Source organism: Pseudomonas nitroreducens, from assembly GCF_024170165.1.
GTDB classification, from domain to species: domain Bacteria; phylum Pseudomonadota; class Gammaproteobacteria; order Pseudomonadales; family Pseudomonadaceae; genus Pseudomonas; species Pseudomonas nitroreducens_C.
Map to the genome: position 1 here is coordinate 276,581 of NZ_JALJXP010000004.1, position 25,230 is coordinate 301,810.

22 protein-coding genes are annotated in these 25,230 nt (G+C 66.1%); 7 read left to right on the top strand and 15 right to left on the bottom strand.

Annotated elements, in window-relative coordinates:
• Window positions 1–73: 73 nt before the first annotated feature.
• Window positions 74–1,564 (bottom strand): L-piperidine-6-carboxylate dehydrogenase, encoded by a 1,491-nt coding sequence (gene amaB / locus J2T47_RS10650; protein WP_301295467.1) that lies wholly within the window; start codon window positions 1,562–1,564, stop codon window positions 74–76.
• Window positions 1,565–1,684: 120 nt separating this feature from the next.
• Between amaB and J2T47_RS10655 the strand changes: the two genes are divergently transcribed.
• Window positions 1,685–2,578 carry a LysR family transcriptional regulator gene (locus tag J2T47_RS10655; protein ID WP_253445779.1) on the top strand — a complete coding sequence of 298 codons (894 nt, stop codon included), beginning with the start codon at window positions 1,685–1,687 and terminating at the stop codon, window positions 2,576–2,578.
• 193 nt (window positions 2,579–2,771) lie between these two features.
• On the opposite strand, the gene J2T47_RS10660 is transcribed toward J2T47_RS10655, so the two are convergent.
• Entirely contained in the window at window positions 2,772–3,464 is a 693-nt protein-coding gene (locus J2T47_RS10660; RefSeq protein ID WP_253445782.1) for an NrtR DNA-binding winged helix domain-containing protein, read from the bottom strand.
• A gap of 168 nt (window positions 3,465–3,632) precedes the next feature.
• Here J2T47_RS10660 and J2T47_RS10665 point away from each other — a divergent pair, with 168 nt between their 5' ends.
• The 3 genes from J2T47_RS10665 to nadE are packed head-to-tail and all read left to right on the top strand — an operon-like array spanning window position 3,633 to window position 6,341.
• Window positions 3,633–4,280 carry a nicotinamidase gene (locus J2T47_RS10665; RefSeq protein WP_253445785.1) on the top strand — a complete coding sequence of 216 codons (648 nt, stop codon included), beginning with the start codon at window positions 3,633–3,635 and terminating at the stop codon, window positions 4,278–4,280.
• 2 nt (window positions 4,281–4,282) lie between these two features.
• A complete protein-coding gene (gene pncB, locus J2T47_RS10670; protein ID WP_253445789.1) occupies window positions 4,283–5,482 on the top strand; it encodes a nicotinate phosphoribosyltransferase in 1,200 nt (399 codons plus the stop codon).
• 31 nt (window positions 5,483–5,513) lie between these two features.
• Window positions 5,514–6,341 (top strand): ammonia-dependent NAD(+) synthetase, encoded by an 828-nt coding sequence (gene nadE / locus J2T47_RS10675; RefSeq protein WP_192383745.1) that lies wholly within the window; start codon window positions 5,514–5,516, stop codon window positions 6,339–6,341.
• Between the two features lie 53 nt (window positions 6,342–6,394).
• On the opposite strand, the gene trhA is transcribed toward nadE, so the two are convergent.
• Together trhA and azu are read right to left on the bottom strand one after the other, a co-directional pair.
• A complete protein-coding gene (gene trhA, locus J2T47_RS10680; protein ID WP_253445792.1) occupies window positions 6,395–7,021 on the bottom strand; it encodes a PAQR family membrane homeostasis protein TrhA in 627 nt (208 codons plus the stop codon).
• A 113-nt stretch (window positions 7,022–7,134) separates the two neighbouring features.
• On the bottom strand, window positions 7,135–7,581 hold the full coding sequence (gene azu / locus J2T47_RS10685; protein WP_253445796.1) for an azurin: 447 nt from the start codon (window positions 7,579–7,581) through the stop codon (window positions 7,135–7,137).
• A 367-nt stretch (window positions 7,582–7,948) separates the two neighbouring features.
• Between azu and J2T47_RS10690 the strand changes: the two genes are divergently transcribed.
• Window positions 7,949–8,536, top strand: a complete 588-nt coding sequence (locus J2T47_RS10690) for a TIGR00730 family Rossman fold protein (RefSeq protein WP_253445801.1) — start codon at window positions 7,949–7,951, stop codon at window positions 8,534–8,536.
• Window positions 8,537–8,543: 7 nt separating this feature from the next.
• On the opposite strand, the gene J2T47_RS10695 is transcribed toward J2T47_RS10690, so the two are convergent.
• From J2T47_RS10695 to J2T47_RS10730, 8 genes are all read right to left on the bottom strand, one after another.
• Complete coding sequence (locus J2T47_RS10695; protein WP_253445804.1) at window positions 8,544–8,936, bottom strand: type IV pilin protein; 393 nt, start codon at window positions 8,934–8,936, stop codon at window positions 8,544–8,546.
• A 10-nt stretch (window positions 8,937–8,946) separates the two neighbouring features.
• Window positions 8,947–12,147, bottom strand: coding sequence for a pilus assembly protein (locus J2T47_RS10700; RefSeq protein ID WP_253445807.1), 3,201 nt, complete (start codon window positions 12,145–12,147; stop codon window positions 8,947–8,949).
• Window positions 12,148–12,194: 47 nt separating this feature from the next.
• Complete coding sequence (locus tag J2T47_RS10705; RefSeq protein ID WP_253445810.1) at window positions 12,195–12,650, bottom strand: pilus assembly PilX family protein; 456 nt, start codon at window positions 12,648–12,650, stop codon at window positions 12,195–12,197.
• Window positions 12,651–12,664: 14 nt separating this feature from the next.
• A complete protein-coding gene (locus J2T47_RS10710) occupies window positions 12,665–13,603 on the bottom strand; it encodes a PilW family protein (RefSeq protein WP_253445813.1) in 939 nt (312 codons plus the stop codon).
• Window position 13,604: 1 nt separating this feature from the next.
• Complete coding sequence (gene pilV, locus J2T47_RS10715; RefSeq protein ID WP_253445815.1) at window positions 13,605–14,078, bottom strand: type IV pilus modification protein PilV; 474 nt, start codon at window positions 14,076–14,078, stop codon at window positions 13,605–13,607.
• 266 nt (window positions 14,079–14,344) lie between these two features.
• Window positions 14,345–15,196 carry a mechanosensitive ion channel family protein gene (locus J2T47_RS10720; RefSeq protein WP_253445818.1) on the bottom strand — a complete coding sequence of 284 codons (852 nt, stop codon included), beginning with the start codon at window positions 15,194–15,196 and terminating at the stop codon, window positions 14,345–14,347.
• Window positions 15,197–15,306: 110 nt separating this feature from the next.
• The gene (locus tag J2T47_RS10725) at window positions 15,307–16,431 is read right to left on the bottom strand and encodes an SO2930 family diheme c-type cytochrome (protein ID WP_437180970.1); all 1,125 of its coding nucleotides are present in this window, start codon (window positions 16,429–16,431) and stop codon (window positions 15,307–15,309) included.
• Window positions 16,428–17,672: a parallel beta-helix domain-containing protein gene (locus J2T47_RS10730; RefSeq protein WP_253445821.1), complete on the bottom strand. Its 1,245-nt coding sequence runs from the start codon at window positions 17,670–17,672 to the stop codon at window positions 16,428–16,430. Before J2T47_RS10730 ends, J2T47_RS10725 begins: the two co-directional genes overlap by 4 nt.
• A gap of 177 nt (window positions 17,673–17,849) precedes the next feature.
• Here J2T47_RS10730 and J2T47_RS10735 point away from each other — a divergent pair, with 177 nt between their 5' ends.
• The gene (locus J2T47_RS10735; protein ID WP_253445824.1) at window positions 17,850–18,260 is read left to right on the top strand and encodes a bacteriohemerythrin; all 411 of its coding nucleotides are present in this window, start codon (window positions 17,850–17,852) and stop codon (window positions 18,258–18,260) included.
• A 36-nt stretch (window positions 18,261–18,296) separates the two neighbouring features.
• Here the strand turns inward: J2T47_RS10735 and J2T47_RS10740 are convergent, their stop codons facing one another.
• The gene (locus J2T47_RS10740) at window positions 18,297–20,546 is read right to left on the bottom strand and encodes a YgiQ family radical SAM protein (protein WP_253445827.1); all 2,250 of its coding nucleotides are present in this window, start codon (window positions 20,544–20,546) and stop codon (window positions 18,297–18,299) included.
• Window positions 20,547–20,742: 196 nt separating this feature from the next.
• On the opposite strand from J2T47_RS10740, the gene J2T47_RS10745 reads away from it, so the two are divergent.
• The gene (locus tag J2T47_RS10745; RefSeq protein ID WP_253445830.1) at window positions 20,743–22,635 is read left to right on the top strand and encodes a diguanylate cyclase domain-containing protein; all 1,893 of its coding nucleotides are present in this window, start codon (window positions 20,743–20,745) and stop codon (window positions 22,633–22,635) included.
• Here the strand turns inward: J2T47_RS10745 and alr are convergent, their stop codons facing one another.
• Entirely contained in the window at window positions 22,636–23,712 is a 1,077-nt protein-coding gene (gene alr, locus J2T47_RS10750; RefSeq protein WP_253445833.1) for an alanine racemase, read from the bottom strand.
• Between the two features lie 68 nt (window positions 23,713–23,780).
• Window positions 23,781–25,175, bottom strand: coding sequence for a replicative DNA helicase (gene dnaB, locus J2T47_RS10755; protein ID WP_045216252.1), 1,395 nt, complete (start codon window positions 25,173–25,175; stop codon window positions 23,781–23,783).
• Window positions 25,176–25,230: the final 55 nt, after the last annotated feature.

Sequence of the window (25,230 nt, forward strand, 5' to 3'; positions counted from 1 at the left end):
TTCAGGGAGAGGGTCAGGGAGAGGGAGACCGGGCACCAAGCCCCCGGAAGAAGAGCCCCCACGGCAACAGCTCTCAGTCGAAGACTATGCCCTGCGCCAGCGGCAGTTCCCGCGAATAGTTCACGGTGTTGGTCTGCCGGCGCATGTAGCCCTTCCAGGCATCGGAGCCGGATTCGCGGCCGCCGCCGGTTTCCTTCTCGCCACCGAAGGCGCCGCCGATCTCCGCACCGCTGGGGCCGATGTTGACGTTGGCGATGCCGCAGTCGCTGCCCACCGCCGAGATGAAGGCTTCCGCCTCGCGCAGGTCGGTGGTGAAGATGCACGACGACAGCCCCTGGGGCACGCCGTTGTTCAGCGCCACCGCGTCGTTGAAGTCCTTGTAGGGCACCACATAGAGGATCGGCGCGAAGGTCTCGCTGCGCACCACGTCGCTCTGCTCGGGCATCTCGACGATGGCCGGCGACACGTAGTAGGCCTCGGGGAATTGGTCGGCCAGCTGGCGCTCGCCGCCGAACACCACGCCGCCCTCGCCGCGCGCCTGTTCCAAGGCACCCTGCATGGCCAAGAAGCTGCGCTCGTCGATCAGCGGGCCGACCAGGTTGCCCTCCAGCGGATGACCGATGCGCACCTTGGCGTAGGCAGTCTTCAGGCGACTGACGAACTCGTCCTTCACCGACTCGTGGGCGATCAGTCGACGCAGCGTGGTGCAGCGCTGCCCGGCGGTGCCGACGGCGCTGAACAGCACGGCGCGCACGGCCATGTCGAGATCGGCGCTAGGCGCCAGGACCATCGCGTTGTTGCCGCCCAGTTCGAGGATGCTGCGGCCGAAACGGGCCGCCACGCGCGGGCCGACCTCGCGCCCCATGCGGGTGCTGCCGGTGGCGCTGACCAGGGCGACGCGCGCGTCGTCCACCAGCGCTTCACCGGCGCTGCGATCACCGATCACCACCTGGCTGAGATGCGCCGGGGCGTCACCGAACTTGCTCAGTGCGCGCTCGAACAGCGCCTGGCAGGCCAGCGCGGTGAGCGGGGTCTTCTCCGACGGCTTCCACACCACCGAGTTGCCGCAGACCAGCGCCAGCGCGGTGTTCCACGACCACACGGCGACCGGGAAGTTGAAGGCGCTGATCACCCCGACCACACCCAGCGGGTGCCAGGTCTCGCGCATGTGGTGGCCGGGGCGCTCGGAGGCGATGGTCAGGCCGTAGAGCTGACGCGACAGGCCGACGGCGAAATCGCAGATGTCGATCATCTCCTGCACTTCGCCCTGGCCTTCCTGGGTGATCTTGCCGGCCTCCCAGGACACCAGTTCGCCCAGTGCCGCCTTGCTCGCCCGCAACTCCTCGCCGAACAGGCGCACCAGTTCGCCACGGCGCGGCGCCGGCACCTTGCGCCAGGCGTCGAAGGCGTGGGCGGCGCGGCCGATCTTCTGCTCCACCTCGGCGGCGCTTTCCAGGCGCACCGCGCCCAGGCGGCTGCCGTCGATGGGAGAGTGGATGACCTGATCGCCACCGGTGACCAGGCGGGCGTCGACGCCGAGGGATTCGAGCAGTGCGGAAATCATGCGGACTCCAGTTCTTTTCAGATGACCTGACGGAATGCCAGCAGTAATAAACGGCTTGCCGAGGCACAACAAACGACGTTTCCTATGCACATCATTCCGTAAATTCATGAACTGCCCGCCATGCTGAGCAAACGCCACCTGCCGTCCATGACCGCCCTGCAATGCTTCGAAGCGGTGGCACGGCACCTGAGTTTTACCCGCGCCTCCGAAGAGCTGAACCTGACCCAGAGCGCGGTCAGCAAGCAGGTGGCGCAGCTGGAGGAAATGCTCCAGCACCTGCTGTTCCGCCGCGTGCGCCGCCGCCTGCAACTGACCCCGGCGGGCGACCTGTACCTGGTGGAGGTGCGCAAGATCCTCACCCAGGTGGAGATGTCCACCCACTACCTGCTGTCCTACGGCGGCGAGACCGAAGTGCTGCGTGTGGCGACGCCACCGACCTTCGGCGCACGCTGGCTGATCCCGCGTCTGAACGGCTGGCGCCACCGCCACCCGAACATCCACCTGGACCTGCGCCAGGAACTGGAGCCCGGCGACCTGCTGCAATCGCGCTGCGACATCGCGTTCTTCTTCGGCGCCGGCACCCTGCCCGGCGCGGAATGCGTGGCGCTGTTCGGCGAGGAGATGGTGCCGGTGTGCTCACCGGCGATCCTGCCGGCACAGCCGCTGAGCGAGCCGACCCAGCTGGCGGACCTGGTCCTGCTGCAGAACGCCACGCGCCAGGAGGCGTGGCACGAGTGGTTCCTCAGCCTCGGCCGACACAGCGAGCACAGCTACCACGGGCCGCGCTTCGACACCTTCTACATGTGCATCCGCGCGGCCCAGGCCGGCTGCGGCGTAGCACTGCTGCCGCGGTTCCTGGTGGAAGAGGAGCTGAGCGAGGGCAAGCTGGTGATCGCCTGGGAGCACGGCCTGCAAAGCCGCAGCGGCTACTACCTGGCGTACCCCGAGCATGCGGCGGCGGTGCCCAAGGTGCGGGCGTTCGTGGAGTGGATCGGGGAGCGGATGGAGGGGTGAATTTCGTGTGGCCGGCGACACCCTCTCCCAGAAGGGAGAGGGGACTGACTCGGCGTGAAGCGTCGGACTGCGATCAGCCTGAATCCGATGTTTCAGAAGGGCGCAGAGGCTCCAGCCTGCTCGGATACTCCCTCTCCCTTCAGGGAGAGGGCTGGGGAGAGGGCCCGCCCGGCTCCAAACTCTCCGTAAACACCTAAACCAGCAAACTCCGATCAAACACGAACGCCCCATCCCCCTGCGGCGTAAAGCGCAACACATGCTGCGGCCGTCCCATCGGCGGCTGGTGGCGCTCGCCGGTGTCTTCCACCCAGCCCGCCGTCTTCATCCGCTCCAGCCGCCCGCGCAGGCTGGAATGCTGGATTTCCTCGCCGATGGACCATTCGAAGGCCTTCAGCGCCTCGGCCACGGTGAAGCGCTCGGGCAGCAGATGCAGCGGCAACGCGCTGTACACCGACTTGCCCGCCAGCCGCTCGCAGGCCTGCTGTACCAGTTGGGTGTGATCGAACGGCAAGGCGAAGCGCTCACCACGCACAGACTCCAGCGGCACGAAGTCCAGGTCGTCGGCGGCCAGTTCGGTGTCCGGCGCCACCAGCACCAGATAGAACACGCTCAACGACCAGCCACGCGGGTCGCGTACTGCGTTGCCCACGGTCGCCACCTGCTCCATGTACGCCGGCGTCACCCGCGCCTTCTCGCGCAATGCGCGCAAGGCGGCATCGTCCAGACCATGGTCGGCGCAGCGGCCGTTGATCAGCACGCCGGGCAGCGCCCACTGGCCTTCGAACGGCGCTTGGGCGCGGCGGATCAGCAGCAGCTCCAGCCCCAGCTCGGGGTTCAGGCGCAGCGCCACGATATCCACGGTGGCCAGCACTTCAGCGGTACTCATCGATGCTCCTCGGATGCTTCCTCACTGGAAGAAGTCTGTGACTTATTTCACCATGTACAGAAAGCATCTTCCACCTCCCATGAATTTCCATCTTTCTGCTTGACGACTTATTTCACGTCATGAATTATGTAGTCACGACAGGCCACCCACGGTCAAGCGGAGGTTTCCATGAACCTGATCGCCAGCTTCGATGTAGACGCCCAGAAAAGCTTCACCCCGCTCTGCCCCAACGAACTGCCGGTGCCCGGTGGTGATGCCATCGGCGGTGCGCTCAACCTGATGGCCGAGCGCGCCAGCCTGCGCCTGGGCAGCAAGGACGCCCACACGCCACAAGCACCCTGGGTGGTGAGCGAACCGGCACAGATGCTGCAACCGCTCAGCCTGCCCAATGCCGACCTCACCTGGGTCAGCCACTGCGTGCCGGGCACCCCGGGCTTCGAGTTGCTGGATGAGCTGCCTAGGCCGATGGACTACGACTTCTTCATCTGGAAGGGCGTCGAGCCGGACCTGCACCCCTACGGCGCCTGCTACCACGACCTGGCAGAACGGCGCAGCACCGGGGTGATCGAATACCTGCGGCAGAACGTGGTCAGCCACGTGCTGGTGGGCGGCCTGGCGCTGGACTACTGCGTGAAGACCACCGCGCTGCAACTGCGCCGCGCCGGCTTCCAGGTGCTGCTGTACCTGCCGGCCTGCCGAGCCATCGCGGTGGAAACCGCAGAAGCCGCCTGCAACGAAATGCGCAACGCCGGGGTGATCCTCTGCGCCGACGAGAACGAACTGGACGAGGCCCTCATGGGCATCAGGGAGAATTGACCATGGCCGAGAGCGTGTTTGCCGACAGCATCGTGCAGAACCTGCTGGACACCGACTTCTACAAGCTGACGATGATGCAGGCGGTGCTGCACAACTACCCCAACGCCGAAGTGGAGTGGGAGTTCCGCTGCCGCAACGCCGAGGACCTGCGCCCCTACCTGGCGGAAATCCGCTACCAGATCGAGCGCCTGGCCGAACTGGAAGCCACGCCGGACCAGTTGGCCTTCCTCGAGCGTATCCCGTTCATCAAGCCGGACTTCATCCGCTTCCTCAGCCTGTTCCGCTTCAACCTGCGCTACGTGCACACCAGCATCGAGGACGGCCAGCTGGCCATCCGCCTGCGCGGGCCGTGGCTGCACGTGATCCTCTTCGAGGTGCCGCTGCTGGCCATCGTCAGCGAAGTGCGCAACCGTTACCGCTACCGCGAGGTGGTGCTGGAGCAGGTCGGCGAGCAGCTCTATCGCAAGCTCGATTGGCTCGCCGGCAACGCCAGCGCGGAGGAGCTGAAGGAATTCCAGGTGGCCGACTTCGGCACCCGCCGGCGCTTCTCCTACCGCACCCAGGAAGAAGTCGTGCACATCCTCAAGCACGACTTCCCCGGCCGCTTCGTCGGCACCAGCAACGTGCACCTGGCCCGCGAGTTCGACGTGAAGCCGATCGGCACCATGGCCCACGAATGGCTGATGGCGCACCAGCAGCTCGGCCCGCGGCTGATCGACAGCCAGATCGCCGCGCTGGACTGCTGGGTGCGCGAATACCGCGGTCAACTAGGCATCGCTCTGACCGACTGCATCACCATGGACGCCTTCCTCAGCGACTTCGACCTGTACTTCGCCAAGCTCTTCGATGGCCTGCGCCACGACTCGGGCGACCCGCTGGTCTGGGCCGAGAAGGCCATCGCCCATTACCGCCGCCTGGGCATCGACCCGATGACCAAGACCCTGGTGTTCTCCGACGGCCTCGACATGCCCAAGGCGTTGCAGCTCTTCCGCGCATTGCGTGGCAAGATCAACGTCAGTTTCGGCATCGGTACCAACCTGACCTGCGACATTCCCGGGGTGGAACCGATGAACATCGTGATCAAGATGACGGCCTGCAACGGCCACCCGGTGGCGAAGATTTCCGACACCCCGGGCAAGACCCAATGCCGCGACGAGAATTTCGTCGCCTACCTGCGCCACGTGTTCAAGGTGCCGGTGTAACCCTTTTCCGCTTTCCACAGGAGCCCTCCAGATGAAAGACACACAGGCCGCCATCGCCAGAGAACTCAACGTGCAGCCGCCCTTCCAGTCCGACGCCGAGCTGCAGGCCGAGATCCAGCGGCGCGTGCGCTTCATCCAGGACTGCCTGCAGGGTTCGGGGATGAAGACCCTGGTGCTGGGCATCAGCGGCGGCGTCGACTCGCTCACCGCCGGCATGCTCTGCCAGCGCGCCGTGGAAGGCCTGCGCGCCGAGACCGGCAACCAGGACTACCGCTTCCTCGCCGTGCGCCTGCCGTACAACGTGCAGGGCGACGAGCAGGACGCCCAGGACTCGGTGGACGTCATCGCCCCCGACGAACGCCACACCGTGAACATCGGCCCCTCGGTGCAGGCGCTGGCCGCCGAGACCCAGGCGCTGGAAGGGCTCGCGCCGGCCACCCGCGACTTCGCCCTGGGCAACACCAAGGCGCGCATCCGCATGGTCGCCCAGTACACCATCGCCAATGCCCGCGCCGGCCTGGTGGTCGGCACCGACCACGCCGCCGAAGCGGTGATGGGCTTCTTCACCAAGTTCGGCGACGGCGCCTGCGACCTCGCCCCGCTCACCGGCCTGGTGAAGAACCAGGTGCGCAGCATCGCCCGCAGCCTTGGCGCGCCGGAACACCTGGTGGAGAAAGTGCCGACCGCCGACCTCGAGGACCTCGCCCCCGGCAAGCCGGACGAGCACGCCCACGGCGTGACCTACAAGGAAATCGATGCCTTCCTGCACGGTCAGGACGTCGGCCAGGAAGCCTTCGACATCATCGTCCGGACCTTCGAGAAGACCCGCCACAAGCGCGCCCTGCCCACCGCGCCATAAGCGAACGGCAGCCGTTGGCGCGGGAGAAGTCCCGCGTCAACGAGCTCAAGGGTTCAGTGCTGGGGAATGACGTAGCGCCAGATGGCGATGAAGTGCAGCAGGCTGCCGGCGATCACGAACAGGTGCCAGATGCCGTGCCAGTGGCGGAAGCGGCTGTCGTAGGCGAAGAAGATGATGCCGATGGTGTAGAAGGCCCCGCCGCCCACCAGCCAGGCAAAGCCCGCGCCGCCCAGCGCTCGGTAAAGCGGCCCGACCGCGATCAGCACGATCCAGCCCATCACTGCGTAGATGATGATCGACAGCACCCGTGCCTCGGAGCGCGGCTTGATCTCCTGCAGCATGCCGATCACCGCCATGGACCAGACGATGCCGAACAGCGTCCAGCCCCAGGGCCCCTTCAGCGTCACCAGGCAGAACGGCGTATAGCTCCCGGCGATCAGCAGGTAGATCGACAGGTGGTCGAGCTTGCGCAGGATGACCTTCGCCCGCCCCTGCACGCTGTGGTAGAGCGTGGAGATGCTGTAGAGCAGCAGTAGCGTCGTGCCATAGATTGCCACGCTGACGATGCGCAGCGGCTCGCCGAGCAGGCTGGTGGCCACCAGCAGCCAGATGCCGCCCACCAGCGCCAGCACGGCGCCGATCAGGTGGGTCCAGGCGTTGAAGCGTTCACCGTGGTACATGAGTCCCCCGTTGCAATTTCAACCACGCCCACACCCTACCCTCCTTGCATGAAATAAAAAGCCCGACCATGGGTCGGGCTTTTCGGATCACACACTTTCGAGCGAAAGCCGGATCACTTCACCGCGAGGGTGCCCTTCATCATGGCCGAGTGGCCCGGGAAGGAGCAGAAGAAGGCGTATTCATCGCCGGCCTTCAGCTTGGATACGTCGAAGGTCACCGAGTCCTTCTCGCCGGAGCCGATGATCTTGGTGTGGGCGATCACACGGGTGTCGCCATCCTTGATGTAGTTCTTGTCCAGACCGGCGGCCATGCCATCGGTCACCACGCCCTGCATGTCGGCGGCAGTGGTCAGGACCCAGTTATGGCCCATCACGTTCTTCGGCAGGCTGCCCGGGTGGGACAGGTTCACGGTGAAGGTCTTGCAGCTCTTGTCGACGCTGATGGCGTTGGTGCTGAACTGCATCTGGTCGTTGCCCTGGATGTCCACGGAGCATTCGGCGGCCAGCAGCGGGGCACTGAACAGGCCAAGCAGGGATACAGCGGCGAGTTTACGGAACATGACATGCCTCCTAGGCAGGTTGGGCGGAGAATCCTGAAAGGGAAGACTGCCCGAACGCGTTCGGGGTTCCCCTGATCTGCATCAATGGCCATCGGCCACGAGCCAAGCGTCGAACTGTCTATCAGGCCGATCAGCAGGATCAACGAGGCAGATCAGCGCACCCCGCCTAGCATAGCCCTCATCACCCGGCCCAACAGGAGTTCGCGCCATGCACCGTCTTGCGCTGTTACAAAGCCCGCTGCTGCAGAACCTGCTCGCCTGCTACGCACTTGGCGCCTCGGCCGGCGGCTGCCAGCACGAGTGAAATCGGCTTGGTCGCTGTCCCTGCAGCCGGTAACCTGACGGCCTGCAATAAGAGGACAGCTCCATGACCTTGCGTTCCATCTGCGTATTCTGCGGCGCCAGCCCCGGCGCCACCCCGATCTACCAGGAAGCCGCCGAAGCCCTCGGCCGCCACCTCGCCGAGAACGGCATCCAGCTGGTCTACGGCGGCGGCGCCGTGGGCCTGATGGGCATGGTCGCCAACGCCGCGATGGCCGCGGGGGGCGAGGTCATCGGCATCATCCCGCAGAGCCTCAAGGACGCCGAAGTCGGCCACAGCGGGCTGACGCGCCTGGAGGTGGTGGACGGCATGCACGCGCGCAAGGCGCGCATGGCTGAGCTGAGCGACGCCTTCATCGCCCTGCCGGGCGGCCTCGGCACCCTGGAAGAACTCTTCGAGGTCTGGACCTGGGGCCAGCTCGGCTACCATGCCAAGCCGCTGGGCCTGCTGGAAGTGAACGGCTTCTTCGACCCGCTGCTGACCTTCCTCGACCACCTGGTGCAGGAGCGCTTCGTGCGCCAGCCACACCGCGACATGCTGCAACGCGCCGCCTCACCGGCCGAGCTGGTCAGTGCCCTGGCGGCCTGGAAGCCCTTGGCCGCGCCCAAGTGGGTAGACCGCACGCCGACCTGACGCACGCCTACCAGCAGCGCTCCGTGGCCGCGCCACGGAGCCCGCTGCTGGCCAGCGTCAACACCCCGCAGGCATCTCCTGCCATCGCCCCGACCGGCTCGGCCTGCAGGACATAGCCCGACTCGTCCGGGCCACTGGCGAATCCGAGGCGGTAGAAGGTATTCCCTGGGCCAAGCAGCGACGGGTCGAACGCCAGCGTTGCACCGACGTAGGTGCCACGGCTGGTGTAGAAGCGCTCCAGCGACTGAGCCCATTCCACCAGAGACTTCTGCGCGTCCACCCGGCGCACCCGCTGGATGTGCTCCTGGTACGCCGGCAGGGCAATACCCAGCAGGATGCCGATCAGGCTCAGGCAGACCAGCAGTTCCACCAGCGTGAAACCGCCCGCGCGTTCGTTCATCGAATGCATTTCAACGAGACTCCCACCAGGCCTTGCGCCCGGAGTCGCGAGGCAGATCGACCGCCTGCCCCTGCGGGCGGCCAGCAGGATCCACACCCAGCACACGCAGAGCACCGGCCGGGTCGGATTGCAGCAGCGCGCCGCTGGACTGCTGGAGGACATCGCCGCCCGCCCTGTCAGTGTTGGGCAGGCCGCCCGCCAGCCGCTCACCGCTGCCGATATCCAGCACGACCAAAGCGTGAGCGAGCGGATCGCCGCAGGGGTCGTCTCCCGGGGCGATCAGGTTGAACGCCACCAGCTTCCCGTCGCGAACCTGCGGCTGCTCCACCACACGCGAACCATCCGCCGGCAGATCGAGATACCAGCCTCGGACGCCATCCTTGCCGGGAACCGGCAGAAGCCCTGACCGCCCGGCCAGGGCCCGCCCATCGTCAAGTACGCCGTAAAGGCTTTCAGTCGCCGCCGAGGGCTCGTCGTCCCCCACGCGGTAGTAGCGCCCGGTTCCGAACAGCACTCGCACTTGTCCGCTGCGGTCCAGGACTGCCGCCACCGACGCGCTGATTGCCTGCGGCTGCCCATCCGGCGCCAGCGCGCGGAACAGCGGCTTGCCGGCCAGCGACGGTGGGATCGCCGAGTCGCCGCCCGCGTCGCCCGACAGGTCCACACGCCAGAGATTCCCGAGGCTATCGCCCACATAGAGGCGGTCGGCAGTCACGTCGCCCCTGCTGCTGATCGCCGTCACCGGGCCCAGATCGCCGGCCTCGGGCAGGTGGATGCGTTTGAGCACCCGACCATCTGCCGCATCGAGCAGCCAGATGTCTCCGCCCTGGCTTTGCGGATCCCTGGCGCCGGAGGAAACCGCTACCACGAACCTTCCCGAACCGAGGGCCATGAGGCCTGGCCGCCCCAGCGTATAGCCGAGATCGGGATGGCTGAACTCCCAGAGCACGCTGCCGGACTCGACGCGTTCGGGGTCGGTCACGTCCAGCGCATACAGGCTGTTGCCGCCCGCTCCGGTGCTGCCCACCAACAGGCTTCGCCACTCTTCGCCGATCCAGGCGTTCCCCACCGTGGGCGTCCCGTCGACGTAATAGCGATGGGCATAGCCGGGGGCGGCCAGCTCGTGAAGGTGCCCCAGCACTGCCGCCGGCACATAGGCGAACAACTCGCGCCCGTCGCGCGCATCGAAGCCATGCAGCATGCCGTCGTTGGCGCCCACCGCCACCAGCGGCGCACGCTGCTGGTAGCGGGCGCTGGCCAGGAACTCCCGGTAGCCGGTGCCCAGTGGCTTGAGCAGCTCGCCATAGGGCTGCGGGTCGTGCCAGGAGTAGACCGGGCGCGAACCAGCGATGTCGCCCAGCCGGCTGGTGCGCAGGCGGAACGGCAACGCACTGCCGGGCTCGCGCCGCTCCTGAAGGCGCGAACCACGCAGGTAGTCGACCAGCAACTCGCCCTGCTCGCCTCCCAGCCTGCGGCGCTGTGCGTCATCCAGGGCACTCCAGGCGAAGGGCGTGCCGGCGCGCGCGACCACCGTGCCATCCGCATCAGCCGTAGCCGGCCGCACGGTGAGGATGTTCCGCCCGGCCAGTTGCGTTTCGCTCAGCTCATCCAGCCGCCGCGCCGCCGACCATTGTGGCTGCTGTTCGTCTTCGCGCCATAGCTGCAGGTCGCCGCTCCAGCGCCGCCCCGCCAGCAGGGTACTGAACCATTCGCCAGGGTTCGGGCCGGCGCTGAAATTGCCGATGCTCCTCGGCTCATCGCCGGCTACATGAACGAACGCCTGCTTCAGCTCATCGCGCAGTTGATCAGGGTCGGTGAGTCTCAACAGGTTGAGCGGCCAGCCATCGGCGCCCTGCCACGCGCTTTCCGGCAGCGCTGCTGTGTGCACCAAGGAGTAGCCGCGCGGGATGGCAAAACCACCGTACTGGGTCGCCAGCCACAGGGCGCTGCCCGGCCCGGCTACTTCATGGGAAGACGCCAGCCAGTAGGTGGCGGCGCTCTGCCGGCCGGGCAGGTCCGGGCGCAAATCGCCTGCATGGGCGTCATAGGCCACGCCTGCCAGTGCGAGCGACGCGGCGGAGCCTGCTCCGCCTTGCATGGCCGCCACTTGCTGCGTCGCCTGGACCACTTGCCGGTCACCAAGGCGCAGCAGACTCGCGCCAGCTTCGCCTTCGCCTGCGCCGCCAATCCCGAGCAGGGCGTTGCGCTGGCAGGCATAGGTGAGCGGGTCCGCATGGGCTCCCTGATGGCGCAGGTAGCCTGTGGCGGCATGGAGCAGCTCGCCAAGGTCATCCACTGGCGGTGACGGGGTCTCGTCGAAGCGATTGAACTGGACGATCACTCCAGCCTGCCTGTCGATGAAGATTCCGGTCTGCGCCGACCATTCTTTCAGCGGGTTATCCCGCCCATCGTCCAGCCATGGACCGACGAACTTCTGCGGCGCGCGCAGCACCACTCCCGTTTCGCGATCAGACCGGCCGAAGAGGCTGAAGCGCAGGCGCCCAGAGTATTGCTGCAGCAATCCCTCTGGCTTGTAGTAATCGCCATAGCGCTGGCAGTTGCGCTCCAGCTGGCCGGCAATGCAGACCTGCACGCGCACCTCGATCCGGTAGGTCGTTTCAGGCAATAGCGGCGCTGCGGGCGGGAGCTCCTGCGGCTCGCCGGGAAAGTCCGGGCTGCGACCCAGCAGAAGGCTGCGCCCCTCTCCCGCGACACGCAGGTACAGCGTTGCGCCGGAGAATGGCGTGGCCCCCGCGACGGTGTCGACAGGCAGCAGACGATCCGGGAAGGCAGCATCGCGCACCAGATTCCGTCCCTTCTGCAGCACCGTCAGTGCGGCGCTGTCGATGAAGCGGTCGCCCCCGGTCAGCACGGCGCGATACACATCGATGGCCTGTGCCGTCGCCCAGTTGAGGAAGTTGCCACTCCAGGCCTGCCGGCAGACATGGGCCAGCGCCGGGCCGACGGACTGGAAATAGCGCTCCGTCCCGGCTTCGCCAGCACGGTAGGCGTAGCACTTGTCCGGGTCGAAATAGCCGAAGTACCGCTCGCCGGTGGCGTAGACCGAGCCCGGATTGGCTGCTGCCGCCATCGCCCCGTGCGCCGAGGATGGCAGCAGCAGGATGTTGCCCGGGGCACCGCTGGCGACCTGCAGCGGCACCTGGCTGACCGGCGCAGCCTGCAGCACGCCCGCCAGCGTGGTGCCCAGCATCAGGGAACAAAGTCTTCCGCGCCTCACTACCACCTCCTTGCTGCCGACTAACGGATGAAAAAGATGCTGCTCAGCCGCACGCTGGAAACCGGCTCCCCCGAAGGCTGGCGACGCGCGCCGAAGCCCACGGCGCGCACCTCGATGGCGACACCATTGGCCAGGCCGCCCTTGCCGACTTCCAGCCCTTCGCTGGCCAGCCAGCGCAGGAAGCTCAACCGGTAAACCGGTGGTGCCGCGCTCTCGGAGAAGCCTCCCGCCCTTCCTTCGGCAGCCTCGACAGAAGCCATGGGGCCGCCGTTCCGATAGCGCTCCAGTGCAGCCGTTTCCCCGGCGCGCAGCGCCGCTTCTGCTGCCTGGAACGCCATCTGCCGGTCACGCAGGTTGCCGGCCATGCGCTCTTCCAACTGCACCATGCGCATGCCCGCGAGACCAATGAGGGTGAGCAGCAACAGCATGACCAGCGAGACCAGCAGCACCGCTCCGCACTCGGCTTCATGGCGCATCGCGCGACCTCCCTTCATGGCGAAAGATTGCGCAGCGCGATGGTGCTGCTCATCACCAGCCGCAGTCGTCGCTCCGCATTCGGTGGAACGGTGCGGCCGTCGAACTGCAGCGCCTTGGGCGCCTCGTCGACCTCGCGGGTCTGGCTCTGCAGCAGCAGGCTGATGCGCACCGTGCGTACCCGGCGCCAGTCTCCGGTGCTCATTTCCCGAGCCGCCTTGTAGGCCGCCACCACCTCGCTGCCCGCCCCTGCCACGCCATAGCGCAGGCTCATGCCGGCGACGCCGTTCACCAGTTCTTCGGTATTGGGCTTGAATGAGGTCTGGCTGTTTTCCGTCACGAACAGCCCCGGCGTGCCGTCGACGCCACGACCGATCCAGTAGATCGCGTAGCGATAGGGGTAAACCCGCGCCGCGGCAGCCAGGAAGTGCTCCAGCGAGCGTTCGGTCAGCAGGCTCGCCGCGTTCCCGGCATTGCGCAGCAGCAGGCAGGACTGCTGATCGCTGAGCAGATAGAAGGCCCCGGCGACCGCACTCGATGAGGTAAGGAGCACCCGGTTTGCGCTGATCGAACGCACTTCGAGAACAGGCTCGGACGCATGGCGCAGCAGCACGGCGTCAGTATTCGACAGGCGCCCGGAAGGCACCCAGGCGGACGCCGACATGCCCGAGCCGTACCCTTCGAGGGGCGACCGCTCCACGGCGTACTGCGCGTCTTCGATGCCACTGGCATTGACCAGCCCGCCGGCACAGGCACCTGTGAACCCGGCATTGCGCAGATCCTGCGCAATGACCTCCAGCGCGAAGCGGCCGGTCTCCTGCAGTTCAGCCAGCGCGACACCACTCTGATAGCTGCGTTTGCTGCCGAGGACGACCTCGATGACGCCCGCCAGCAGCAACAGGCCGAGCGCCATGGCCACCAGCAGCTCGACCAGCGAAAGCCCGCGCTGGCGCATGTCAGAGGCCTGCCCGGTAGGTGAGGGTTTCCCAGGCATTGCCTGCCTCACCCAGGCGCTCGCGAGCGCGCCGGTCGCTCCAGCGCACAGCGATCACCGCACGGTACTGATCACCACTGCGGATTACCCGCACCGAGCCGCTGCCCGCTCCGCCGAGCGTCTCGCAGACGTCGGCCTGCCACTGGCCGAGATCGAGTTGCGCCCGCGTCGAGCCACCACCCATCGCGCAGCCACCAGCCACATCGAGGAAGTTCGAGTCGTAGGCACCCGCACGGGCAGCGCCGGGATTCGCGCGCAGCAGATCGGCCATCTCGCTGGCCAGCCAGGAGGCCTGGGAACGTTGCAGCGCGCTGTAGCCGGCAGTGACAGCGACGTTCTGCAGCCCCGCCAGTCCCAGCAGGCCGATGCCGAGGACGAGTACCGAGACCAGCACTTCCACCAGGGTGAATCCTTCACTGCGCTTGCCGCCAGCCATGTTGATCGCCTTGCCGCTGAAGAATGAGCCTCAAGGGTGCAAGGCTCAGCATGGGGCGGTCAGCCAGACATTTGCTGGGAGATCGAAGGGAAAAGTCCGTCAGCCGGACGGGATCAGGCGCGCAACTAGGACGGCGTCCGATGCACCGCGCCACTCATCCATGCCGGGGCGCCATTGGTCCCGGCAAAGCCATGCGCGCGCGGAAAAGAAAAGGCCACCGTGAGGTGGCCTTTGCAGGAGCAGGAGCCGTGCAGGAGCAGGAGCCGTCAGTGGTTCGCTGGCTGCTGGACGATCACCGTCTGCGCCGGCATCGGTGCCGGGAAGTCGGTGCCCAGGGCTTCCTTGATGGTGCGGTTGGTGTCGAAGTAGACCTGCCAGTAGTTGTCGTTGTGGCAGTACGGGCGCACTGCCAGCACCGGGCCGACCAGGTTGAACTCGAGGATCTCCACGTCCACTGGCGGGTCGGTCAGCACGTTGGGGATGGCCGCGATGCGCTGCTTGAGCACCGCGACGGCAGCCGCGTAGTCAGCGGCACCGGACAGCTGAGCCTTGAGTTCCACACGGCGGAAGGTGTTGTGGCTGAAGTTCTGGATGGTGTCGCTGAAGATCTTGTTGTTGCCTACCAGGGTCAGGACGTTGTCCGGGGTATTGATGGCGGTGGCGAACAGGCCGATCTCCTTCACGGTGCCGGTCACGCCGCCGGCGGAGACGAAGTCGCCGACCTTGAACGGCCGCAGCACGATGATGAAGCCACCGGCGGCGAGGTTCGCCAGCAGACCCGACCAGGCCATGCCGATGGCCAGGCCGATGGCGGCGATCAGTGCGGCGAGACTGGTGGTCTGCACACCGAAGTAGCCGAGGATGCCGACGACCAGCAGGATGTTCAGGGTGACGGTGATGAAGGAGCCGACGTAGCGCAGCACCGTCGGGTCGACACTCTGTCGCGCCAGCGCCTTCTCCACCAACCCGACGGCGAAGCCGATCAGCCAGCGGCCGAGTACCCAGAAGAGGATGGCGACGATGATCTTCACACCGAATGCGAGCGCGTACTGCGAAACCGTCGCCCACAGTGCGTTGATCTTCTCCGTACCCACATTGATGATGTTCGTATCTTCCATGGAAGCGCACCTGCGAGAGAAAGGGACCTGATGAACGCTAGCACGGCCCCAGCCGTTTGCTCGTCGCAGCGCGCAGCCCAGAGCCCTGGCGGGCTCCAGGCACTATTCCACTAGCAGTCGCCGGGCAGCGAGGTGATCCAGCGGTTGAGCATTTCCAGCCCTTCGCGGTGCACCAGGGTGCGCCCCAGCTCGGGCATCATGTCGCCCGGCTTGTCGCTGCCGACGCGGTAGCTGAGTACGGACTTTTCCGGGCTGCCGGGATGGATGTCTTCCAGCCTTCCACCAGTGCCGCCGCCCGCCGCCACCGGCGGTTTGCAGATGCCGTAGGCGATGGAGACCGGCGTGTGCGGGTCGAGGTAGAGGCCGGAAGTGCGCGCCGCACCCTTGGGGTTGTGGCAGTGCGAGCAGTTGGCGTCGAGGTAGCTGCGCGCCTGTTTTTCCAGGTCCTCGCCGGGGCGCGGATGGCCCCAGAGGGCGTTCTGCGGCACCTGCGCCAGCGCCGGCAGGCCCTTGAGGAAGCCGCGGGCCTGCCAGTGCTGCAGCTGGTTCTCGCTGCCACCCTGGTAGGCGAAGTCCTTGTTCAGGTGCCGCGCCTTGGGCCCCAGCGGGGCGATGCCGCCGCCTTTCTGCTCGGCGTGGCACTCGGAGCACTGGTTGGCGTCCGGCACCATGTAGGTGAAGGCGGTCTTCTTGCCGTCCGCGGCGGTGAGCTCCAGTGCCGGGCTGTCGCCGGCGAGCTCCAGGGTCGCCTCGCTCTGATCGGCATTCCACACATAGGGCAGCGCCGCCCAGCCATCCTTCTGCCGGACCAGTACGCGGGTTTCCACCAGGTGCACCCTGGACATGTCGAGCCCGGCTTTCGGATCACGGTCGTCCTGGCTGTTCTGCAGCAGGTTGCCCTGGGCGTCCTTCGGGTAATAGAAGGTCTTGGTCAGCACGGTGCCGACGGGATAGTCGAAGCGGTCCTCGGCGTACTGCGCCGACTGCCCTTCGGGCATCCACACGGTGCGCAGCTTGTGCGCGTAGTCGGTGAACAGCGGGGTATTGAGGTCATAGGGCAGCACCTCGGCGGCCGGCGCCAGGTGGCCGTCCGCCAGGTGCAGCATGCCCCAGCCGCTGAGCTTTTCCGGGTAGTCGTCGCCTTCGGGTTGATAACGCGGCTTGCTCTCCTGCCCGCACCCGGCCACAAGGGCAGCCAGGGCGAGCGACAACAGGAACGAAGCGGGTTTCATCATGCCTTGTTGCCCTTCTCGCCGAGGCCGGCCTGTTCGATCTTCGGCAGCGGCTTGAGCTTGCACTGGTGCGAGCTGATGTCGGTACTGATGTTCTTGTAGCCGTTCGGGCCGTCGACGTTGACGATGCCGGCGCTACCGTTGTCGATGCAGATGGCCAGGGCTTCGGGCAGCTTGCCGTCGACCAGTTTCTTCTCGTTGAAGTAGCCGTCCCAGAGGATGTCCGGCAGGCGCCCGGTGAGGCCGAACTTGGCGACCTTGAGCGCTTTCAGCTCCAGGTGGTCGGGGCTGTCGCCACCGGGGCCGAAGGTGTTGCCGTGGATGAAGATGCCTTCGGGATAGGGGTCGAAGTTGGGCTGGGTGGCCTTGTCCGAGTAGTTGGTGCTGAAGTAGCTGCTGATGATGACGTTGGCGGTCTTGTGGTTGCCGATCTTGTTGTTGAAGATCTCCACGTCGTCATTGGAGTTGACCACCACACCGGAGCCTGCCGGCACGCTGGCCACCGGGGTGCCCTTGTGGCCGAAGTTGTCGTGGTTGTTGCCCTGCACGTCGTTGTCGAAGACGCGGGTGCCGCGCCCCGGCTGCTGCAGGTTGGGCATGTTGAAGACGAGGATGCCGCCGGTGTTGTCGGTGGCGACGTTGTTGTAGACGTCGGCACCGATGGTGTTCTCGATCTCGATGCCGGCGACATTGCGCTCGGCGCGGTTGTTGCGCACCACCACGTTGCGCGACTGGCCGACGTAGATACCCGAGTCGGACGCGCCGATGGCGACGTTGCCTTCGAGCAGGGTGTTCTCGGTCTGTACCGGGTAGATGCCGTAGCCGCCATTCTCGGTGGAGGCGCCGTTGGTCCACTCGGTGCGGATGTTGCGGATGACGATGTTCTTGCCGCCGATGACCTTCAGGCCGTCGCCCTTGGTGTCCTCGATGGCCAGGTTCTCCAGGGTGAAGTCGGAGGCGTCGACGAACAGCCCCTCGGCGCCGGCCTTCTGGTTCTTGAAGCTGAGGATGGTCTTGTCCATGCCGGCGCCGCGGATGGTCACGCCATCCACCTTCAGGCTGAGGCTGCGGTCCAGGTGATAGGTGCCGGCGGGAATGTCGATGACATCGCCGGCCTTGGCCTTGATCAGGCGGGACTGCAGGTCCTTCTGGAAGTCGGCACTGACGGCGGCGGGCTTGTCGCCTTCGCCGCAGGCGGCCAGGGCAACGGAGAATGCGAGAAGGGAGAGAGTGGCGAGACGCATGGCGGGCTCCGGTCTTGTTCTTATGATATGGAACTATCGTACCAACTTATGCCGAGAATACTCCTACATCCCGCGCCACGCCAGCCCTTCAGACACATCGCACTTTGATTGATGGATATCACTGCCGGGCGATGTCAGATAGCGATCATCTGCGCTCCAATCCCAAGGAGTACACGGATGAGCTTCATGCCCTGGAACGACGAGTTCGTGATCGGAATCGAGCGGATCGATGAACAGCACCGCTGGCTGGTCGACCTCACCAACGCGCTGTACGACAGCCTCAAAGGCCCGGATGGCGAAGGCCAGCCCATCGGCGAGCTGCTGGAACAACTGGTGGAGTACACGATGAATCACTTCATCGTCGAGGAGGTGCTGTTCCAGCGCCTGGGCTACCCGGAGGAGGAGGCGCACCGGGCCGAGCACGACCGCTTCAACCGGCAGATCATCGACCTGCTGTACCGCCACGAGGATGGCGAGGTGGTCTCGGTCGAGGCGCTGGAGCTGCTCAAGGCCTGGCTGATCCACCACATTCTCAAGGTGGACAAGGCCTACGTGAGCTTCTTCCAGCAAAAAGGCGTGACCGCTTAGCGGGCACGCCTTTTTTCACGGCACGGAGCAGACGGATCAGCGCGGGATGTTCGGCTGCCGCTTGGTGGTGCGCTTCTTGCCCTTGGCGTAGCCGGTGGCCTTGCCTTCCTCGGCCTTGTTCCACGGTTTGGAGCCGTTGCTGGCGCGCGGTGGCAGGCCGGTGTGCTGGGTCAGCAGCGGCTTGCCGGTCTTCTTGCTGCCGGCCGGGGTCGAGTTCTTGCGGCGCGCGCTCTGGTACTCGTCGGTCTGCGGCTGGTAGGTCGGGATCAGGTGGTGCTTGCCGTTGCCGATCAGGTCCGCGCGGCCCATGCGCTCCAGCGCTTCGCGCAGCATCGGCCAGCCCTTCGGGTCGTGGTAGCGCAGGAAGGCCTTGTGCAGGCGGCGTTGCTGGTCGCTCTTGACGATGGTCACGCCGTCGCTCTTGTAGGTGACCTTGCGCAGCGGATTCTTGCCCGAGTGGTACATGGCGGTGGCGCTGGCCATCGGCGAGGGATAGAACGCCTGCACCTGGTCCGCGCGGAAGCCGTTGCGCTTGAGCCACAGGGCGAGGTTCATCATGTCCTCGTCGGTGGTGCCCGGGTGCGCCGCGATGAAGTACGGGATCAGGTACTGCTCCTTGCCCGCCTCCTTGGAAAACTTCTCGAACATGCGCTTGAAGGTGTCGTAGCTGCCGATGCCCGGCTTCATCATCTTCGACAGCGGGCCTTCCTCGGTGTGCTCCGGGGCGATCTTCAGGTAGCCGCCGACGTGATGCGTCACCAGCTCCTTGACGTACTCCGGCGACTCCACGGCGAGGTCGTAACGCAGGCCGGAGGCGATCAGGATCTTCTTCACGCCCGGCAGGGCGCGGGCCTTGCGGTACAGCTCGATGAGCGAGGAGTGGTCGGTGTTGAGGTTCTCGCAGATGCCCGGCCACACGCAGGACGGCTTGCGGCAGTGACGCTCGATCTCCGGGTCCTTGCAGGCGATGCGGTACATGTTGGCGGTCGGGCCACCGAGGTCGGAGACGACACCGGTGAAGCCCGGCACCTTACGCATCTCCTCGATCTCGGCGAGGATCGACTCGTGGGAACGGTTCTGGATGATCCGCCCCTCGTGCTCGGTGATCGAGCAGAAGGTGCAGCCACCGAAGCAGCCGCGCATGATGTTCACCGAGAAACGGATCATCTCGTAGGCCGGGATCTTCTCCTTGCCATACAGCGGGTGCGGCACGCGCGCATAGGGCATGCCGAACACGTAGTCCATTTCCTCGGTGCTCATCGGGATGGGCGGCGGGTTGAACCACACGTCCACTTCGCCATGCTTCTGCACCAGGGCGCGGGCGTTGCCGGGATTGGTCTCCAGGTGCAGCACGCGGTTGGCGTGGGCATACAGCACAGCGTCGCTGCGTACCTTCTCGAACGATGGCAGACGGATCACCGTGCGCTCGCGCTCCAGGCGCGGGTGGGCCAGCAGCTGCACGACCTTGGCTTCGTTCGGGTCTTCCTGCTCGCCCTTTTCCTGCTCGATGGCGCAGGCGGCGGTGTCCTGGGTGTTCACGTACGGGTTGATGATCTTGTCGACCTTGCCCGGACGATCGATGCGGGTGGAATCGACCTCGAACCAGCCTTCGGGAGTATCGCGACGGATAAAGGCGGTGCCGCGCACGTCGGTGATCTGCTCGACCGTCTCGCCGGCGGACAGGCGCTGGGCGATCTCCACCACGGCACGCTCGGCGTTGCCGTACAGCAGGATGTCGGCGGTCGCGTCCATCAGGATGGAGCGGCGCACCTTGTCCTGCCAGTAGTCGTAGTGGGCGATGCGGCGCAGCGAAGCCTCGATGCCGCCAAGGACCACCGGCGTCTCGCTGTAGGCTTCCTTGCAGCGCTGGCTGTAGACCAGGCTGGCGCGGTCCGGGCGCTTGCCGGCCAGGCCGCCCGGCGTGTAGGCGTCATCGCTGCGGATCTTCTTGTCCGCGGTGTAGCGGTTGATCATCGAGTCCATGTTGCCCGCCGCCACGCCGAAGAACAGGTTCGGCTGGCCGAGCTTCATGAAGTCGTCTTTCGAGCGCCAGTCCGGCTGGGCAATGATGCCCACGCGGAAGCCCTGAGCCTCCAGCAGACGGCCGATGATGGCCATGCCGAACGACGGATGGTCAACGTAGGCATCCCCGGTGACGATGATGATGTCGCAGGAATCCCAACCCAGCTGATCCATCTCTTCCTTGCTCATGGGCAGGAACGGCGCCGGGCCGAAACACTCGGCCCAGAACTTGGGATAGTCGAACAGCGGTTTGGCGGCTTGCATCACGGGCACCGGGTATCTCTAGTAGGAATCGCGGAAAAACGCGGGCGCGGAATATAGCACAAAAAGTGTACAAATCCGACCGATGAACTCAGATTTAACCTACTCGCGGTAGATTGCCAATGCCATCATCTGGCTATACTTCAGCCACTATCCGCAGTACGCCTGGCCATCCCGGCCAGGCCAGGGAGTGCCTGTCGTGCGTCGTGCCTTCGTGCTGTTGCTTACCCTGCTGTTCTGCCACACGGCACTAGCCTTCGAACTGGACGACAAGGCCAGCGGCGCGTGGCTCAACGATCACCTCGACCTGCTGCAGGAGCGAGACGGCCCGTTGTCGCTGGAAGCGGCACAGGCCAGCCACGACTTCGTGCCCGCCAACGGCCGTACCAGCGTCGGCCAGAGCCCCGACGGCTGGTGGCTGCGCCTGGACCTCGACCGCCGCGCCACCCCGCCCGGCGGCTGGTGGCTGGAGGTGGACGCGGTCAATCTGAAGGACCTGCGCCTCTACGTACCCGACGAACAGGGCGTCTACCGGGAAACGCTGTCCGGCGAGGCCGTGCCCTTCGCCCAGGGCCGCGACCGCGACTATCGCAAGCCGGTCTTCCACCTGCCCGAAGGCACCGGCCCGGTGCGCATCTATGCCCGCGTCTACGATCCGGCCGGCAACTCCTTCCCGCTGCGCATCTGGTCGCTGGACGACCTGCAGGACCACCGCGCCGACACCGGCCTGTTCCTCGGTTTCATCTACGGGCTGATCGCCGCGCTGCTGCTGTACAACCTGTTCATCCTGCTGACCCTGCGCGACCCGGCGTACTTCTGGTACGTGCTGACCACCGCCAGCGCGCTGCTCTTCAGCCTGGGAATGAGCGGCCACGGCTTCGAATACTTCTGGCCTGATCATCCGGTGCCCTGGTGGCTGGATCGCATCACCCTGCCCTCGCTCTGGGGCCTGTGCGTGCACCGCTTCACCATCACCCTGCTGCAGACCCGCCGCCACGTGCGCTGGTCGCACTGGCTGCTGAACCTGAACTGTGCACTCTACGTGCTGACCATCGCGCTCGGCGCCCTGGAGCTGCGCGGCCTGGCCGGCTGGATGCTGGTGGCGATCACCCTGATCGGCGTGCCCGCGGCCCTCGGCGGCGCCCTGGTGCGCTGGCGCCAGGGTTCGTTCCCGGCGTTCCTCTACCTGCTCGGTTTCGGCCTGGTGCTGACCAGCGTGAGCATTTCGGTGCTGCGCGCCACCGGTCTGGTGCAGCCGTCGCCGCTGACCTCGTACATCTTCCCCATCGCCGTGGCCATGGAGTCGGTGCTGTTCTCCTTTGCCCTCACATCGCGCATTCAGGGACTCAAGCGCGAGCGCGCCCAGGCGCTGGAACAGGCAGACCGGGAGAAGAGCGCACGACTGACGCTGATGCAGAGCGCCCAGCAGGACCTGGCCACCGCCGTAGCCGAGCGTACTGCCGAGCTGACCCAGAGCAACCAGCTGCTGCGCGAGCGCGAAGTGCAACTGCAGCACGCCGCGCACTACGACACCCTGACCGGCCTGCCGAACCGCCGCTATCTGGTGGAACACGCCGAGCACGCGCTGGCCAATGCCCAACAGAACGGCGAAACGCTGGCCCTGATGCTGATCGACCTCGACCACTTCAAGCCGATCAACGACAGCCACGGACATGACGCCGGCGACTTCATGCTGCAGAACGTCGGCAACCGCCTGCGCCAGTGCGTACGCGGCAGCGACTGTGTGGCGCGCCTGGGTGGCGATGAATTCGCCGCGCTGATTTCCGGCCCGGACGCCGAAGGGCACGCCAAGGAAATCGCCTGCCGCATTCTCAACGAGCTGTCGCGACCGGTGAGGTTCGAAACACTGGAACTGCGCGTCACGCCGAGCATCGGCGTGGCCATCTATCCCAGCCACGCCATGCAGTTCAGCAAGCTCTACAAGGCCGCCGACCAGGCGCTCTACGAAGTGAAGGGCAACGGCCGGGCGGCCTATGCCATGGCCAGCGAGGCCGCCGGCGAGACCAGCGAGCTCTGGCCGGAAAACGAATGGCTGGAAAACGAATGGGCGGAAAGCGAAGACCGCGCCTGATCAGTTGCGATAGCGACGCGGCACGCGGGCGGTGACCTTGGTCAGCAGCTCGTAGCCGATGGTTCCGGCGTGGGCCGCCACCTCGTCCACCGGCAGGTTGGCGCCCCACAGCTCGACGCGGTCGCCCACGGCGGCGCTGGGCAGGTCGGTCAGGTCCACCGCCAGCATGTCCATCGACACACGCCCGGCCAGCACCGTGCGCCGGCCATCCACCAGCACCGGCGTGCCGCTCGGGGCGTGGCGCGGATAACCATCGGCATACCCGCAGCTCACGGTGCCGATGCGCGACGGCCGCTCGGCCACCCAGGTCGCGCCATAACCAACACTCTCCCCGACCGCCACTTCGCGCACGGCGATCAGCTGTGCCTCCAGGCTCATGGCCGGACGCAGGCCCAGCTCGGCGGCGCTAATGTCGGCGAAGGGCGTGGCGCCGTAGAGCATGATGCCGGGACGAATCCAGTCCATGTGCGCGGCGGGAATGGTCAGCACTGCGGCGGAGTTGGCCAGTGAGCGCAGGTCGAAATCCAGGTCCAGCACGCTGAGGAAACAGGCCACCTGGTCTTCGGTCAGCTCATCGCCGCGCAGGTCGGCGTTGGCGAAGTGGCTCATCAGGTTCAGCTCGGCCACCTGCGGCGCCTGGCGCAGGCGCGGGTGCCAGTCGCGCAGCGCTTCGGGCGAGAAGCCCAGGCGGTGCATGCCGGTATCCAGCTTCATCCACACATTGAGTGCGCTGGGCAGTTGCGCGGCGAGCAGCGCCCGGGCCTGCTCCGGGCCCTGGACCGCCACGTCCAGGCGCAGCTGGGCGGCGATCAGGTATTCCGCCGGCTCGAAGCAGCCTTCCAGCAGCAGGATGCGCGCGCCGGCATGCAGGGCGCGCACCTCGGCGGCTTCCTCCAGGCAGGCCACCGCAAAACCGTCGGCCTCGTCGTGCAGGCAGCTCACCACTTCCCGCGCGCCATGCCCGTAGGCGTTCGCCTTGACCACCGCAAAGGCTTCACGCCCGGGCGCGCAGCGCTTGGCGACGGCGTAGTTGTGGCGAATGGCGGCTAGATCGACGTGGGCGACGAGCGGGCGCATGGCGGCCTCTGCAATGAAAACGGGCGCCTATCTTAAGGCGCCCGTCGGTCACGCGGAATGCGTCAACGTTACTCGTCTTCGAAGTTGTACATGCCGGGGGCGAGGTTCTCGAAGCGGCTGTAGCGGCCGAGGAAGGCCACCCGCACCGTGCCGATGGGGCCATTACGCTGCTTGCCGAGGATGATTTCGGCGACGCCCTTGAACTCGGTCTCCGGGTGATACACCTCGTCGCGGTAGACGAACATGATCACGTCGGCGTCCTGCTCGATCGCTCCGGATTCCCGCAGGTCGGAGTTCACCGGGCGCTTGTTGGGGCGCTGTTCCAGCGAGCGGTTGAGCTGCGAGAGCGCCACCACCGGGCAGTTGAATTCCTTCGCCAGCGCCTTGAGCGAGCGGGAAATCTCGGAAATCTCGTTGGTCCGGTTGTCGCCAGCGGATCCGGGAATCTGCATCAGCTGCAGGTAGTCGACCATGATCATGCCGATCTCACCGTGCTCGCGGGACAGGCGGCGGGTACGCGCACGCATTTCCGAGGGCGAGATGCCGGCGGTGTCGTCGATGAACAGCTTGCGGTCGCTGAGCAGGTTCACCGCCGAGGTCAGGCGCGGCCAATCCTCGTCGTCCAGCTTGCCGGTACGCACCTTGGTCTGGTCGATGCGGCCGAGCGAGGCGAGCATACGCATCACGATGGAGTCGGAGGGCATCTCCAGGGAGTACACCAGGATCGCCTTGTCGCTGCGCATCAGGGCGTTCTCCACCAGGTTCATGGCGAAGGTGGTCTTGCCCATCGACGGACGGCCGGCCACGATGATCAGGTCGGACGGCTGCAGGCCGCTGGTCTTCTCGTCGAGGTCGGTGAAGCCGGTGGTGATACCGGTCAGCGCGTCCGAGGTGTTGAACAGGTGGTCGATGCGGTCGATGGTCTTCACCAGGATGTCGCCGATGCCCACCGGACCGCCGGTCTTGGGACGCGCCTCGGCGATCTCGAAGATCCGCCGCTCGGCCTCGTCGAGCACTTCGTTGGCGCTGCGCCCTTCGGGGTTGAAGGCGCTGTCGGCGATGTCGCTGCTGATGCCGATCAGCTGCCGCAGCGTGGCGCGCTCGCGGATGATGTTCGCGTAGGCCTTGATGTTCGCCACCGAGGGCGTGTTCTTCGCCAGCTCGGCGAGGTACGCGAGGCCGCCCACCTGGGACAGCTGCCCTTCGCGCTCGAGCATCTCGGACAGGGTCACCACGTCGATCGGCTGGTTGGCTTCGGCGAGCTTGTAGACGGCGCGGAAGATCAGGCGATGGTCATGGCGGTAGAAGTCACCGTCGGACACGGCGTCGGAGACGCGCTCCCATGCGTTGTTGTCGAGCATCAGGCCGCCCAGCACTGCCTGTTCGGCTTCGATCGAGTGCGGCGGCACCTTGAGGGAAGCGGTCTGCAGGTCGTATTGCTCGGGGACGGTGATGTCGTTCATGGGCTGTTCGTGCGGGCTCTTCGTAGAAATTCAAAGGCGGAAAAAACAAAGGGCA